Source organism: Pseudomonas sp. JAI111, assembly GCF_024809425.1.
In the GTDB taxonomy this organism is placed as follows: Bacteria; Pseudomonadota; Gammaproteobacteria; order Pseudomonadales; family Pseudomonadaceae; genus Aquipseudomonas.
The window spans coordinates 31,600-45,554 of record NZ_JANUCB010000013.1 but is presented as its reverse complement, the minus strand read 5'-3'; the positions used below and the strand labels follow the sequence as shown (position 1 = coordinate 45,554).

13 protein-coding genes and 1 pseudogene are annotated in these 13,955 nt (G+C 59.2%); 5 read left to right on the top strand and 9 right to left on the bottom strand.

All coding sequences use genetic code 11. The features are described 5' to 3' along the window. Positions 1-67 precede the first annotated feature (67 nt). A pseudogene (locus HNR03_RS29020) lies at positions 68-954 on the top strand (LysR family transcriptional regulator). Positions 955-1,072: 118 nt separating this feature from the next. On the opposite strand, the gene gudD reads toward HNR03_RS29020, so the two are convergent. Further along, the gene (gene gudD / locus HNR03_RS29015; protein WP_259157522.1) at positions 1,073-2,416 is read right to left on the bottom strand and encodes a glucarate dehydratase; all 1,344 of its coding nucleotides are present in this window, start codon (positions 2,414-2,416) and stop codon (positions 1,073-1,075) included. 24 nt (positions 2,417-2,440) lie between these two features. Beyond that, complete coding sequence (locus HNR03_RS29010; RefSeq protein ID WP_222587713.1) at positions 2,441-3,787, bottom strand: MFS transporter; 1,347 nt, start codon at positions 3,785-3,787, stop codon at positions 2,441-2,443. A 282-nt stretch (positions 3,788-4,069) separates the two neighbouring features. Here HNR03_RS29010 and HNR03_RS29005 point away from each other — a divergent pair, with 282 nt between their 5' ends. Beyond that, the gene (locus tag HNR03_RS29005; protein WP_259157521.1) at positions 4,070-4,783 is read left to right on the top strand and encodes a FadR/GntR family transcriptional regulator; all 714 of its coding nucleotides are present in this window, start codon (positions 4,070-4,072) and stop codon (positions 4,781-4,783) included. A gap of 1,017 nt (positions 4,784-5,800) precedes the next feature. On the opposite strand, the gene HNR03_RS29000 is transcribed toward HNR03_RS29005, so the two are convergent. Together HNR03_RS29000 and yegQ are read right to left on the bottom strand one after the other, a co-directional pair. Then, a complete protein-coding gene (locus HNR03_RS29000) occupies positions 5,801-6,199 on the bottom strand; it encodes a hypothetical protein (protein ID WP_259157520.1) in 399 nt (132 codons plus the stop codon). Positions 6,200-6,296: 97 nt separating this feature from the next. Continuing rightward, the gene (gene yegQ, locus HNR03_RS28995; RefSeq protein ID WP_259157519.1) at positions 6,297-7,622 is read right to left on the bottom strand and encodes a tRNA 5-hydroxyuridine modification protein YegQ; all 1,326 of its coding nucleotides are present in this window, start codon (positions 7,620-7,622) and stop codon (positions 6,297-6,299) included. A gap of 179 nt (positions 7,623-7,801) precedes the next feature. On the opposite strand from yegQ, the gene HNR03_RS28990 reads away from it, so the two are divergent. Next, positions 7,802-8,863, top strand: a complete 1,062-nt coding sequence (locus tag HNR03_RS28990) for an AI-2E family transporter (protein ID WP_259157518.1) — start codon at positions 7,802-7,804, stop codon at positions 8,861-8,863. On the opposite strand, the gene HNR03_RS28985 is transcribed toward HNR03_RS28990, so the two are convergent. The 4 genes from HNR03_RS28985 to HNR03_RS28970 all read right to left on the bottom strand — a co-directional run bounded on the left by HNR03_RS28985 (position 8,860) and on the right by HNR03_RS28970 (position 10,881). Then, positions 8,860-9,042 (bottom strand): hypothetical protein, encoded by a 183-nt coding sequence (locus HNR03_RS28985; RefSeq protein WP_222587708.1) that lies wholly within the window; start codon positions 9,040-9,042, stop codon positions 8,860-8,862. The genes HNR03_RS28990 and HNR03_RS28985 overlap by 4 nt on opposite strands. A 100-nt stretch (positions 9,043-9,142) precedes the next feature. Then, the gene (locus tag HNR03_RS28980; protein WP_003179723.1) at positions 9,143-9,337 is read right to left on the bottom strand and encodes a hypothetical protein; all 195 of its coding nucleotides are present in this window, start codon (positions 9,335-9,337) and stop codon (positions 9,143-9,145) included. 31 nt (positions 9,338-9,368) lie between these two features. Beyond that, positions 9,369-9,734, bottom strand: a complete 366-nt coding sequence (locus HNR03_RS28975; protein ID WP_259157517.1) for a hypothetical protein — start codon at positions 9,732-9,734, stop codon at positions 9,369-9,371. A 778-nt stretch (positions 9,735-10,512) separates the two neighbouring features. Next, complete coding sequence (locus HNR03_RS28970; RefSeq protein ID WP_222587706.1) at positions 10,513-10,881, bottom strand: hypothetical protein; 369 nt, start codon at positions 10,879-10,881, stop codon at positions 10,513-10,515. 245 nt (positions 10,882-11,126) lie between these two features. On the opposite strand from HNR03_RS28970, the gene HNR03_RS28965 reads away from it, so the two are divergent. After that, positions 11,127-11,945, top strand: a complete 819-nt coding sequence (locus tag HNR03_RS28965) for a shikimate 5-dehydrogenase (protein WP_222587705.1) — start codon at positions 11,127-11,129, stop codon at positions 11,943-11,945. A 56-nt stretch (positions 11,946-12,001) separates the two neighbouring features. Here HNR03_RS28965 and HNR03_RS28960 read toward each other — a convergent pair whose 3' ends face one another. Then, positions 12,002-12,649, bottom strand: coding sequence for a YceH family protein (locus HNR03_RS28960; RefSeq protein WP_259157516.1), 648 nt, complete (start codon positions 12,647-12,649; stop codon positions 12,002-12,004). Between the two features lie 303 nt (positions 12,650-12,952). On the opposite strand from HNR03_RS28960, the gene HNR03_RS28955 reads away from it, so the two are divergent. After that, on the top strand, positions 12,953-13,930 hold the full coding sequence (locus tag HNR03_RS28955; protein WP_259157515.1) for an NAD-dependent epimerase: 978 nt from the start codon (positions 12,953-12,955) through the stop codon (positions 13,928-13,930). The last annotated feature ends 25 nt before the right edge of the window (positions 13,931-13,955 follow it).

The window sequence follows — 13,955 nt, the reverse complement described above, 5'->3', positions numbered from 1 at the left end:
GCAGTCGAGCCGCAATCGACAAACGATGATATTTCGGGTTAGCCATTAGAAAAATTTGGGAGTAGGCATGATTCGACCTCATCTGCCGCTAAATGCATTACGCGCCTTCGAGGCCTCCGCGCGCCATTTGAGTTTTACCCGGGCGGCGGTGGAGCTTTACGTCACGCCCGCGGCAGTGAGCCATCAAGTCAAAAGCCTTGAGGCCCAGCTTAACGTGACACTGTTCAAGCGCTTGCCCCGAGGCTTGATGCTGACCAGTGAAGGGGAGACATTGTTGCCGGTGCTGCGCGAGTCTTTCGACAGAATTGCCGACACACTTGGGTGTTTCGAGGGTGGGCATTTTCGCGAAGTGGTCACCGTGGGCGCCGTTGGGACGTTCGCGGTGGGGTGGCTGTTGCCGCGACTGGCGGATTTTCAGGCGAAACATCCGTTCATCGATTTGCGCCTGTCGACCCACAACAACCGGGTGGACGTGGCGGCTGAAGGGCTGGATTACGCGATTGATTTGGCGCCGGAGCGTGGCACGGGATCGAGGCGTCAAAGCTGATGGAAGCGCCATTGTCGGTGCTTTGCGTTGCGCAAATCGCCGAGCAGTTGCGAGAGCCGGCCGACGTACTCAAGCAGACGCTGTTGCGTTCCTATCGCACGGACGAGTGGCCCGAGTGGTTTCTGGCTGCCGGGTTGCCGCCGCATACGCCACCACCCAGGAGCATCGTCTTCGACTCCTCGCTGGCCATGATGGAGGCCGCGCTACAGGGTGCAGGTGTGGCCTTGGCGCCGCCGCTGATGTTTGCCCGGCAATTGGCGACAGGGGCGATCGAGCAACCGTTCGCTATTGGCATCACCACCGGCAGCTACTGGCTGACCCGCTTGCAGTCGCGGGCGGAAACGTCAGCGATGACGGCGTTCAAGGACTGGCTGCAGCAAGCGGCACAGATGAGTCAGTCAACATGACCCCTTGTGGGAGCGAGCTTGCTCGCGATGAGGTCATAACATTCAACTTCATCATTGACTGTTAAACCGCCATCGCGAGCAAGCTCGCTCCCACAGTTTGAGGTGTACCGATGTGGGTTTAGCGCACCAGGCACGGCCGCTTGTTGTCGAACTTCCATCCCGGAATCAGAAACTGCATGGCCACGCTGTCATCGCGCGCGCCCAGGCCCATGCCTTTGTACAACTCATGGGCCTTGGCCAATTGGTCCAGGTCCAGTTCAACCCCCAGCCCCGGTTTTTTCGGCACCTGCACGCAACCGCCGACGATTTGCAGCGGTGCCTTGGTCAGGCGCTGGCCGTCCTGCCAGATCCAGTGTGTGTCGATGGCGGTGATTTCCCCCGGCGCGGCGGCCGCGACGTGGGTGAACATCGCCAGGGAAATGTCGAAGTGGTTGTTGGAATGCGAGCCCCAGGTCAGGCCCCATTCGTGGCACATCTGCGCCACGCGGACCGAGCCCTGCATGGTCCAGAAGTGTGGGTCGGCCAACGGGATGTCCACCGATTGCAACTGGATCGCGTGGCCCATTTCCCGCCAGTCGGTGGCGATCATGTTGGTCGCGGTTTTAAGGCCAGTGGCGCGGCGGAATTCAGCCATGACTTCGCGCCCCGAATAGCCGTTTTCCGCGCCGCACGGGTCCTCGGCATAAGCGAGCACGCGATGCTGGTCGCGGCACAAGCGAATGGCTTCCTTGAGTGACCAGGCGCCATTCGGATCGAGCGTAATGCGCGCCTCGGGAAAGCGTTCAGCCAGCGCGGTGACGGCTTCGATTTCTTCATCGCCGCTGAGTACGCCGCCCTTGAGTTTGAAGTCCTTGAAGCCGTAGCGAGCGTGCGCGGCTTCGGCCAGGCGCACCACCGCGTCGGCGGTCATGGCTTTCTCATGACGCACGCGGAACCAGTCGTTGTCGGCATCCGGTTCGCTGCGATAAGCCAGGTCGGTCTGGTGGCGATCGCCCACATAAAACAGATACCCGAGCATCTTTACTTCATCGCGCTGCTGGCCTTCGCCGAGCAGGGCGGCGACCGGCACGTCGAGGTGCTGGCCGAGCAAGTCGAGCAGGGCGGCCTCAAGGCCGGTGACCGCGTGAATGGTGATGCGCAGGTCGAAAGTTTGCAGGCCACGCCCGCCGGCATCGCGATCGGCGAAGGTCTGGCGAACCTGATTGAGGATCTTCTGGTACGTGCCGATCGGGCTGCCAACTACCAGGGCGCGCGCATCTTCCAGCGTTTGGCGAATACGCTCGCCACCCGGCACTTCCCCGACGCCGGTGTGGCCGGCGTTGTCCTTGAGGATCACGATGTTGCGGGTGAAAAACGGCCCGTGGGCGCCGCTCAGGTTGAGCAGCATGCCGTCATGACCCGCCACCGGCACCACTTGCATGCTGGTGATGATCGGGGCTTTTGCGGTGTCTTGTGCGTTCATTGTCATGTCCTTGTAAATCGCGATTCAGGCGTGGTTGGGCGTTGGTTTGCCCAGCGCAACGGCGGGCGCCGTTTTCGGTTTATTGCGTGCGGCGAAGACGATGATTGCCGCGATGATCGAAGTGGCTGCCAGGCCGTAGAGTCCGCCCTGAATCGAGCCGGTATGTTCTTCGAGCAGGCCGAAAGTGGTGGGGGCGACGAAGCCACCGAGGTTGCCCACCGAGTTGATCAGCGCGATCACACCGGCGGCGATCCGCGCATCCAGGTAGGCCTGGGGAATCGGCCAGAACAATGAGGACGCCGATTTGAAACCCAGTGCAGCAAAGCAGATGGCGACAAACGCGAAGATCGGCCCGCCCGTGGTGGACATGAACATCCCGGCGGCGGCGATCAGCAATGCGGTAGCGACCCAGGCTTGCTGGTGCTTCCATTTGGCCGACAGCGAGGCAAAGGCGTACATGCCGACAATCGACAACAACCACGGAATCGAGTTGAACAGCCCGACCTGAATGTCGCTCAGGTCGCCCATTTTCTTGATGATGCTTGGCAGCCAGAAGGTCGCGGCATAAATGGTCAGCTGGATAAAGAAGTAGATCAGGCAGAACAGGATGATCTGACGATCCTTGAGCAGCGTGCCCAGCGACGGTTTGATCGGCGTCGCGGCTTCGCGGGCCAGTTGTTCGTCGTCGATGGCTTTGACCAGCGCGTCTTGTTCGGCGCGGGTCATCCATTTGGCGTCATGGGGTTTTGAGTCGAGCCAGAACCAGACGAACACGCACAGCCCGACTGAAAACATCCCTTCGATGAAATACATCCACTGCCAGCCGTGTAGGCCGAATCCACTGACCTGCAGAAGCAACCCGGACAGCGGGCCGGAGATCAGCGAAGCAATGGCCGAACCGCTGAGAAAGATGGCAATCGCCTTGCCGCGCTCAACGCCTGGCAACCAGCGGGTGAAGTAATAAATCACCCCCGGAAAGAACCCGGCTTCGGCTACGCCGAGCAGGAATCGCAGGATGTAGAAGTGGGTTTCGTTCTGGATGAAGGCCATGCAGGCGGCCACTAGGCCCCAAGTCAGCATGATGCGGGTCAGCCAGATGCGTGCGCCAACTTTTTGCAGAAGCATGTTGGAGGGTACTTCGAACAGCGCGTAACCGATGAAGAACAGGCCGGCACCGAGGCCGTAGGCGGCAGCGCCTATGCCCAGGTCTTGCTCCATGTGGGCGCGGACGAAGCCGATGTTCACGCGGTCAATGTAATTGACGATGAACATGATGACGAAGAGCGGCAGGACATGGCGTTTCACTTTCGAGATGGCGGATTTCAGGACTGAATCGGCGCCGTCGTGCATCCCGGATATGGATGTAGTCACTTGGTTTTTCTCCCACTGATTATTTTTATGCGGGGTGAAGCTGAGGCATTGCGTGTTGATAGACATCATACAACTAGGTTTTTTCGATGCGCAAGCGCTTAGATCCAACAAAATGGCGCTATAGACGTCGTTATCTATTCTTTTATTCTTTCGCTTGGCCTGTTGTTAGCTCGAAAACGTGGCCTTTCTTGAGTGTTGTCATACAAGTAAGGCAAGCTTTTCTTGAGATTCCAGTGGGGCTCAGTGCTACGATTCCGATAGCCCTGCTACCGGACGATCACCATGCAAGAAGACCTCGACGCGCCTGCCCGCAAGCGCACCCACAACCTGGCCCATGACCTGGTGGCCAAACTGAGCCAGAGCATCCTGCTCGGCCAGATGCTGCCGGGGGACAAGCTGCCGTCGGAGAACACGATTGTTCAGGAGCACGGGGTCAGTCGTACCGTGGTGCGTGAGGCGATCTCGAAATTGCAGGCCTCGGGCCTGGTGGAAACCCGTCACGGTATCGGCACCTTTGTGCTGGAGCGTGCACCGGAGCAGGGGCTGCGCCTGAATGTCGACACAGCCCTTGGGGTGCGCAGCATTCTGGAGTTGCGCATGGGCCTGGAAACCCAGGCTGCGGCACTGGCGGCGATGCGTCGCACTGATCAGCAACTGGTGCAAATGCGCGAAGCGCTCGATGACTATCAAAGCCTGCTCACTAACAACGACAGCTGCGTTGAAGCCGACAAGCGTTTTCACCTGTTGATCGCCGAAGCCACCGGCAACGTGTGCTTCACGGAAATCATGCAGCACCTGGGCAGTGCGATGATTCCGCGAACCCGGGTCAATGCGGCCGAGCGTGGTGCGGCGGATTTGAGTAAGTTGGGGCAGCTCGCCAATCTTGAACACGAGGCAATTCTCAACGCCATCAAGCGTCAGGATCCGGATGCGGCGCGCGCTGCCATGTGGTTGCATCTGACCAACAGTCGCGACCGGTTTTCGGCGGGTGCCTGACATTCGTTTGTCGGCTGGATTGCATCCTGTTTCCTGCGCCTAAGGCTGTTCTCTTTAGAAAGTTTTGGGGTTGGGTACATATCCGTTGCTGCGGTAACGGCGGCTTATGGTTCCGCCCTGACGGCGGGTCACTTGGAAAAGCCCCAAGTAACCAAGGGCTCTTGCCCCTGACGTTCGGTGCCTCGCTAAGGCTCGGCATGCCCTCGCTCCGGTCCTGCTCCGTGGGCCCGCCGCCATCGGCCATCCATGGCCGGGGGCGGCTAACCCGGCATCCATGCCGGGTTGCCCACTGCGCAGAACCTGCGCTCGGCCTCACGAGGGGGCGTGCAGTGCCAAAGCAAAGCGAGGCGGCCTACGGGCCGACCTGTTTGCTCAACGCTTGCGCGTCGTGATCCTGACCCTGATCGTTCCCACGCTCTGCGTGGGAATGCATCCCGTGACGCTCCGCGTCACCTTGCGCAAGACTCAAGCCTGGTGTCGACAGCGGAACGCAGAGCGTCCCCGGCGGCATTCCCACGCGGAGCGTGGGAACGATCAACAGTAACAGCTACAGCAAGATCAACAGCATCGCGAGCAGGCTCACTCCCACATAAAGCAGAGCAGGCCGGCGCAGAGCTTTTGCTCCTCACCACTCATCAGGTCGAGCGTTAGCTCGCCTTCAGCTTTTGATCTTGATCTTGATCTTGATCTGCCCCATCGGAAGGCCGAACGCAGGTTCTGCGTAGTGGGCAACCCGGCATGGATGCCGGGTTAGCCGCCCCCGGCCATGGATGGCCGATGGCGGCGGGCCCACGGAGCAGGACCGGAGTGAGGGAATGCCGAGCCTAGGCGAGGCACCGTACGTCAGGGGCGCAAGCGCTTGGTTACTTGGCGCTCTTCCAAGTAACCCGCCGTCAGGGCGGAACCAATAGCCGCGGTTACCCCAAAAACGGATATGTACCCAACCCCAACCCCAACCCCAACCCCAACCCCAAAACAACATCACAGCCAATGCCCCCGGTTTTTACGCCGAGCCAATCACTCGACACTAACCAGGGTCGTTCGCACATCAGCGATCCATCCAGAGTGATAGCGCGTCCGCAAAAAATAACCGTAATCCTGAAGGTAATACATCGTAGTAGCGGCCTTAAGTTCGCCACCGTGCAGCCTGGAACTCAACTCCTTGGCACCGCCCTGCAAAGACGAGTTGACCTGCGAAGCATCTATCTGGCGTTCAACCACACATTCAAGGGTTTGCGTTTCAACCGAATTGCCTTCGAGCGAACTGCGCCGTTGTTGAGTGATTTGATAGCCCAACGACGAACCGACAGACATCACTCGCCAGTCGCCGATGAATGTCAGCTTGTCGGTATCGACGGCATACGACACTGGCAATCCACGGTCGGTGTACTGACGATCGAGGCACAAGGTCAGCAACCCTCATAGGCATTCCAGGCGATACGCGCCACATACATGTGAACTGAAGTGGTCGGCATCGCGAAGTGATTCTTTAAGCTTGAGGCGCGGCTGTTGACTACATCGCCCCGACATCGCGCATCAACAACCCGAACCGCAGATCGACCGCATCCGGTATCGGCACATACACCGTGTGTCCATCACCGGGCGCCACGTCGATAGGCTCGCCTTTGGCGTTCTGCAACTGGTGCAGATCGAAGTGGAAATTGCCTTGGGGCGTCATCAGTTCCATGTGATCGCCCAGGCCAAACCGGTTCTTCACTGTGACTTGCGCCATCCGGTCTCGCCGCTCGCCTGTCAGCTCGCCCACAAACTGCTGGCGCTCTGAAACCGAGCTGCCGTGCTGATAGTTCTGGTATTCGTCATGCACGTGCCGACGCAGGAAACCTTCGGTGTAGCCGCGTTGGGCCAGGGACTCCAGGTCCGTCATCAAGCCGCGATCGAAGGCGCGACCGGCCACCGCATCGTCGATTGCCCGGCGGTAAACCTGGGTGGTACGTGCGCAATAGAAATGCGATTTGGTCCGGCCTTCGATCTTCAGCGAATGCACGCCCATCTGCGTCAGGCGTTCGACATGCTGCACCGCGCGCAGGTCTTTGGCGTTCATGATGTAGGTGCCGTGTTCGTCTTCGAAGGCCGGCATCAGTTCGTCCGGGCGATTGGCTTCCTGCAACAGGAACACCTGATCCGTCGGCGCACCGATACCCAGGGTCGGCTCGGGCTGGAAGGTCTGGACGATTTCACCGAGATGATTTTCAGTGGCCTGAGTCGCCGTGTATTTCCAGCGGCAGGCGTTGGTACAACTGCCCTGGTTCGCGTCGCGCTTGTTCATGTAGCCCGACAACAGGCAGCGCCCGGAGTAGGCCATGCACAACGCGCCGTGGACGAAAACTTCAAGCTCCATCGCCGGGACGTGCTGACGGATCTCGGCGATCTCTTCCAGCGACAGTTCTCGCGACAGGATGATCCGGCTCAAGCCCTGTTGCTGCCAGAACTCGACACTGGCCCAGTTCACCGTGTTGGCCTGCACCGACAGGTGGATCGGCATCTGCGGGTAATGCCGGCGTACCAGCATGATCAGGCCGGGGTCGGACATGATCAGCGCATCGGGCGCCATGGCAATGATCGGTGCCAGGTCCTTGAGGAAGGTCTTGAGCTTGGCGTTGTGCGGCGCGATGTTCACCACCACGTAGAAGCGTTTGCCCTGCGCCTGGGCTTCGGCGATGCCGAGGGCCAGGTTGGCGTGATCGAATTCATTGTTGCGCACCCGCAGGCTGTAGCGCGGCTGGCCGGCATAGACCGCATCGGCACCGTAGGCAAAGGCGTAACGCATGTTTTTCAAGGTGCCGGCCGGGGCCAGCAATTCGGGAGCGAGCAGAGTCATGGCTGTGTCGACCGCAAAAGCCGGCAAGGGTAATTCACTGGTCCGCGGGCTTTATTGATCTGGATCTATGCTTGATGAACAAACGGATGGCACTCGCGCGAACCGTGGCTGACTAAGCATCAGCACCGCTCTTCAGCACAAGAGCATGCGCCCCCCCTGCGCACTGATATGGATCGGACATGAATCTAGAGACGGTACAAAACAAATCGCTGGTGATCCTGCTAGGGCTGGTCACCATTGCGTTTATCTGGATTTTGCTGCCGTTCTACGGCGCGGTGTTCTGGGCGGTGATCCTCGCGATCCTGTTCGCGCCCTTGCAGCGTCGGATGCAACTGAGGTTCGGCTGGCAGCGCAACGTGACGTCGTTGATTACCCTGAGTATCTGCCTGGTGATTGCGATCCTGCCGGTGATCATCCTCAGTATCCTGCTGGTCCAGGAAGGGGCCATGCTTTACAAGAATATCGAAAGCGGCGAGCTGGACATCGCGGGCTATGTGACGCACTTCAAGCACAGCCTGCCGCCGTACTTCCAGCATTTGCTCGATCGAGCCGGGGTCGGCGAGCTGAACGGGTTGCGGGAGAAAATCATCAAAAGTGCGGTGACGGGCAATGAGTTTGTCGCCACCCAGGTCTTCAGCTTCGGTCAGGGCACGTTCGATTTTGTGGTGAGTTTTTTCATCATGCTGTACCTGCTGTTCTTTTTTCTGCGGGATGGCGCTGAACTGGCTCGGAAAGTTCGTTCCGCGGTGCCCCTGGAAGAGCACCAGAAACGCCGTTTGCAGCTCAAGTTCAACCGCGTGGTGCGCGCGACAGTGAAGGGCAATCTACTGGTCGCGATCACGCAGGGCGCGTTGGGCGGTATGATTTTCTGGTTTCTGGACATTCCGAGCGCGTTGCTCTGGGCGGTATTGATGGCGTTTCTGTCGCTGTTGCCAGCGGTGGGGGCGGGGATTATCTGGGCGCCGGTGGCGGCATTTTTCCTGTTCACCGGGGCCGTCTGGCAGGGGGTGGTGCTGGGGTTGTTCGGGGTGTTTGTGATCGGACTTGTGGATAACGTGCTGCGACCGATCCTGGTGGGCAAGGACACAAAGATGCCGGACTACCTGATCCTCATCTCAACCCTGGGTGGCCTGGCGATTTTCGGCCTGAACGGTTTTGTGATCGGGCCCTTGATCGCGGCGCTGTTCATGTCGAGCTGGGGAATCTTCATCGAAACAAAGCCGCGAGTGCAGCTGCCTTAGGCACTGAACTGGCCTATGCCGATACGTTGGGACAATGCCTGGGCGGCCGGCAGCGAAGTGAGCGGGCCGCTAATCGGCTCGCCGTCCTGTACGAGATACCAGCAGGCGAGCAATCCCAACTCTCTGAGCGGTGCGGGAACGGCGCTGCCGATAACGGACATGATCTGAATCTGGGACATAAGTACCTCCATCAATCGATGGGGCTACCTTACGGATCTGGCGTTTGAACGGACAATCAACACTCTCGATAGTCGACATTGACGCGGATGAGTCTTGGGCTCAGTCGACCACCAGATCGAGCATGTGAACCACTTCCTGCTCGTTGAGCAGGCCTTTTCGCACCAGGTTTTCGGCCAGCAGCGAGAGAAATTTGGCGCTGCGATGGCCTTCCAGGTGCTTGAGTTCGGTCAGTGCGTTGTACACCTTGCTGGATGTGCACAAGCCGACGATGCGGTGCGGGTTTTGCGTTGGCATGAGGTCGTCCTTGTTTTTATCAACCTGTTGTTTACGCATATGTCCAAGCTTGCGGACCGGACATGACATAAATATGACCGTTTTCCCCGGCGAGGGGGAAGGGCGTTCGAGTCAATCTTGCCAACATGAACCGCCAGCGCTGTCCCGACAGCGACCTTGACGCGATTTTTCCAGACGTTTGTCGACGAACGGTCACAAAAAAGCCCTGCTGATTAGGAGTGATGTTGTTCATTTGAGGAGTTTTTGGGGTTGGGTTGGGGTTGGGGTTGGGGACATATCCGTTTCTGCGGTCACGGCGGCTATTGGTTCCGCCCTGACGGCGGGTCACTTTCGAAAAGCGCGAAAGTAACCAAAGCGCTTTGCCCCTGACGTTCGGTGCCTCGCTAAGGCTCGGCATGCCCTCGCTCCGGTCCTGCTCCGTGGGCCCGCCGCCATCGGCCATCCATGGCCTGGGGCGGCTAACCCGGCATCCATGCCGGGTTGCCCACTGCGCAGAACCTGCGCTCGGCCTCACGAGGGGGCGTGCGCCGCCAAAGCAAAACGAGGCGGCCTACGGGCCGACCTGGTTCTTCAACGCTTGCGCGTCCTGATCGTTCCCATGCTCCGCGTGGGAATGCCGCCGGGGACGCTCTGCGTTCCGCTGACGACACCAGGCTTGAGTCTTGCGCAAGGGTGACGCGGAGCGTCACGGGATGCATTCCCACGCGGAGCGTGGGAACGATCAACAGCAACAGCATCGCGAGCAGGCTCACTCCCACATAAAGCAGAGCAGGCCGGCGCAGAGCTTTTGCTCCTCACCACTCATCAGGCCGAGCGTTAGCTCGCCTTGCGCTTTTGATCTTGATCTTGATCTGCCCCATCGGAAGGCCGAACGCAGGTTCTGCGTAGTGGGCAACCCGGCAGGGATGCCGGGTTAGCCGCCCCCGGCCATGGATGGCCGATGGCGGCGGGCCCACGGAGCAGGACCGGAGTGAGGGAATGCCGAGCCTAGGCGAGGCACCGTACGTCAGGGGCGCTAGCGCTTGGTTACTTGGCGCTTTTCCAAGTAACCCGCCGTCAGGGCGGAACCAATAGCCGCCATGACCGAAGAAACGGATATGCCCCCAACCCCCAACCTCAAAACTTTCTGAAGTGATCAGCATTACGCTGATGAGGCAGGGGCCTGATGAGCGCTGTTACCAGCGGCCATAACCGTGAGGAGGGCCGTAGTAACCGCGCGGTGGGCCGTAATAGCCACGTGGCGGTCCGTAGTAAACCGGCGGAGGTCCGTAGTAGACCGGTTGCTGCACGTAGACCGGTGCCGGCTGGTAGTAAACCGGTGGCGCCGGTTGCACGTAGACAGGTTGCGGCTGCGCGTAAACCGGTTGTTCCACATAAACAGGCCGGTTGCTGTTGATGATGGCCGAACCGACGATGGCCGAGCCAACGATCGCGCCAAATACCGCTGGACCTTGCCAACCGCCACCGCCGCCATGGGCTTGCGCTTGCCCTGCGATAGCGAGTGCGCCAATCAGCAAAGCTACTGTGGGGATTTTACGGATCATGATAATTCCTCGGTTCTTCGACCCGGCGCTTGGGTCTGCAATAGACCCAAGGATTGTCGCGGGGATACATCTAAGACAGCGTTTTTTTCAAAATCAGCACAGCCGATTGGTAAATTTTGTGTAAGGTCTGTACCGGTTTGCTGACGGTCCGGCGCTACCTTGTGCGGACCCGCCGTTATGATCGAATACAGCGGATGGAATGGCTAATCCCGTCCATCTGAAAGTGCTATTGAAGGAGAAGTTTCATGCAGATGAACCCCAACAGAGACACCCGGTTATGCATGTCGCTTTCCGGGCGCCCCGGTAATTTCGGCCTGCGGTTTCACAATCATCTGTATGAACAATTGGGCCTGAATTTTTATTACAAGGCCTTCAGCAGTCAGGATTTGCCGGGTGCGGTCGGCGGTATACGGGCGTTGGGGATTCGCGGTTGCGGGGTGTCGATGCCGTTCAAGGAGGCGTGTATCGCATTGGTTGATGAGCTGGACGCGTCCGCCGCGGCCATTCAATCGATTAACACCATCGTCAACACCGACGGTCACCTCAAGGCCTACAACACCGATTACATTGCCATCGCGCAATTGCTCGACACCCACGCAGTGCCCAAGGACTCGACTTTTGCGCTGCGCGGCAGCGGCGGGATGGCCAAGGCCGTGGCCAGCGCGTTGCGCGATGGCGGCTATAAAGATGGCCTGATCGTCGCCCGTAACGAACTCGCCGGGAGTGCGCTGGCGCAGTCATTGGGCTATGAGTGGCAGGCGGAACTGGGTAGCCGGCGCCCGCAAATGCTGATCAATGTCACGCCGATTGGCATGAGCGGTGGCCCGGAGGCCGATCAACTGGCCTTTGATGCTGAAACCATCGCTGCAGCCGAGACGGTCTTCGATGTCGTCGCGATCCCCTCGGAAACACCGCTGATCGTACGCGCACGTGCCGAAGGCAAGCGGGTGATCACCGGGCTGGAAGTGATTGCGATCCAGGCGCTGGAGCAATTTGTGCTGTACACCGGCGTACGTCCGACCGAGGAACAGTTTCAAAAAGCGGTGGAGTTTGCCCGTAGCTGACCCGACTTGCCCGCGAATGCCGCGCTCGTTCGCACGCCTGGATCTTTATCATCGGGTTATTCGAGGCGGGCCAGGCGTTCTTCCAGCGCTGCAATTCGCGCTTCGAGCTCTTCGATTCGTTCAATCGACACGCCGCTACCTGCGCCACGTTCTGCCGGGTTTTGCCGCGCGGCGAGGATGGCTTCGATATCCGCCGGATCACCCAGGGCGTGCATGTAGCGGTCTTCGCGCTGCCCGGCCTGACGCGGAATCAGCAGGGCCAGGCCACGAGCAATCAAGCGCTCCAGTTGATGCACGACCTGTTCGGCGTCCTCGAATTCATGCATGCGCCCGCTGCGGGTCAGCAGCTCATTGACCGTCTGCGGGCCACGCAGGAACAGCAGCCCCGTCAGGATCACCTGCGCCGGCACCAGTTCCAGCGCCTTGTCGACCTTGTGCTCCCAGCGGTCGGCGCGACTGCCCATGACCAATTTGGTGAAGCCTCGGCCTTCGAGCGCGCGCAGGCTTTGGCCGACCTGGCCCTGAGTGAGGTTCATCACCGGTTCGCGGCTGGTTTTCTGGTTGCAGGCGATCACCAGAGCATTGAGGGTCAGTGGGTAGGTTTCCGGGCTGGTGGCCTGTTTTTCGATCAGTGACCCCAGAATCCGGATTTCCGTGCTGTTGAGCCGAGGCTCGTCAAACGTCGTCTCTTGCTCGATACTCATGATGCTGCATCCTTACCCGATTCATATTGTTTAATCCGCTGGCGAGCACTTTAGATCGGCGGGCGCCGATGGCAACCAAATTTGTTGCTTCTGCTTGCCTAAAGCCATGAAATCTACATAATTCGTTAACGTTTTTTTTACAATTCTGCGGGCACCGTATGCGGGGTCGCGGGCCTAACCGCACAAGGACGCGGGCCCCGGCATATCGACGATGCCACGGGTCTGTGACTGCACTCTGGAGCAAGGCATGAAATTGACGTTGTCATTGTCCCCCGATAATGCGCTTATCGGCGGGGCCTCGCTATGACCATTCTGGTCACCGGCGCCGCTGGTTTTATTGGGTATCACACGGTTCAGCGTTTGTGCCGGGAAGGTCTTGAAGTCGTCGGTATCGATAATCTCAACGATTACTACAGCGTCGAACTCAAACAGGCTCGGCTCAAGGAGCTGGAGGCATTGCCGGGCTTCCACTTCCAGAGACTGGATATCGTCGACAAGCCCGCCTTGATGGCGCTGTTCGAGGAGCGTTCATTCAGCCATGTCATTCATCTGGCAGCCCAGGCAGGCGTTCGCTACTCGCTGGACAACCCGGATGTGTACGCGCAATCGAACCTGACCGGTTTTCTGAATGTGCTGGAAGCCTGTCGGCATCATCGCCCCGAGCATTTGATTTATGCATCCAGTAGCTCGGTGTATGGCACCAATGGCAAAATGCCGTTCTGCGTTGAAGATGCCGCCGACCATCCGATTTCCCTGTATGCCGCCAGCAAACGCGCCAATGAGTTGATGGCGCACAGCTATTGCCATCTCTATGGGATGAAAGCCAGCGGTCTGCGGTTTTTTACCGTTTATGGTCCTTGGGGGCGTCCCGACATGGCGCTGTTCAAGTTTACCGAAGCGATTCTCAACGGCAGGCCGATCGACATCTACAACCAGGGGCTGATGTCGCGTGACTTCACCTACATCGATGATATCGTCGAAGGCATCGCCCGTTTGCGCACCCGGCCGCCGCTCGCGCAAGGACCGGCTGAGGGTGCCAACCGGATTTTCAACATCGGGCGCGGCGAACCGGTCGCGCTGCTGGACTTCATCGATTGCCTGGAGTCCGCACTGGGGGTGAAAGCGGAACGCAATTTCCTGCCAATGCAGGCAGGCGACATGGTCAAGACATGGGCTGACGTTTCGGCCTTGTCCAACTGGGTCGATTACAGTCCACAGGTCGCCGTTGAAACCGGCGTCAAAGAATTCGTGAAGTGGTATCGCCACTTTTATCAGGTGTAATTCGTTCGCCCTTGATAAAAAAACC

Bases quoted from the DNA above. Each gene is read 5' to 3' on its own strand.
- yegQ (WP_259157519.1), bottom strand. From the start codon at position 7,622: ATGACTCTGCTCGCTCCCGAATTGCTGGCCCCGGCCGGCACCTTGAAA.
- HNR03_RS28975 (WP_259157517.1), bottom strand. From the start codon at position 9,734: ATGCCGAGCCTTAGCGAGGCACCGAACGTCAGGGGCAAAGCGCTTTGG.
- HNR03_RS28970 (WP_222587706.1), bottom strand. From the start codon at position 10,881: ATGATCCGTAAAATCCCCACAGTAGCTTTGCTGATTGGCGCACTCGCT.
- HNR03_RS28960 (WP_259157516.1), bottom strand. From the start codon at position 12,649: ATGAGTATCGAGCAAGAGACGACGTTTGACGAGCCTCGGCTCAACAGC.
- HNR03_RS28990 (WP_259157518.1), top strand. From the start codon at position 7,802: ATGAATCTAGAGACGGTACAAAACAAATCGCTGGTGATCCTGCTAGGG.
- HNR03_RS28980 (WP_003179723.1), bottom strand. From the start codon at position 9,337: ATGCCAACGCAAAACCCGCACCGCATCGTCGGCTTGTGCACATCCAGC.
- HNR03_RS28965 (WP_222587705.1), top strand. From the start codon at position 11,127: ATGCAGATGAACCCCAACAGAGACACCCGGTTATGCATGTCGCTTTCC.
- HNR03_RS28985 (WP_222587708.1), bottom strand. From the start codon at position 9,042: ATGTCCCAGATTCAGATCATGTCCGTTATCGGCAGCGCCGTTCCCGCA.
- gudD (WP_259157522.1), bottom strand. From the start codon at position 2,416: ATGAACGCACAAGACACCGCAAAAGCCCCGATCATCACCAGCATGCAA.
- HNR03_RS28955 (WP_259157515.1), top strand. From the start codon at position 12,953: ATGACCATTCTGGTCACCGGCGCCGCTGGTTTTATTGGGTATCACACG.
- HNR03_RS29005 (WP_259157521.1), top strand. From the start codon at position 4,070: ATGCAAGAAGACCTCGACGCGCCTGCCCGCAAGCGCACCCACAACCTG.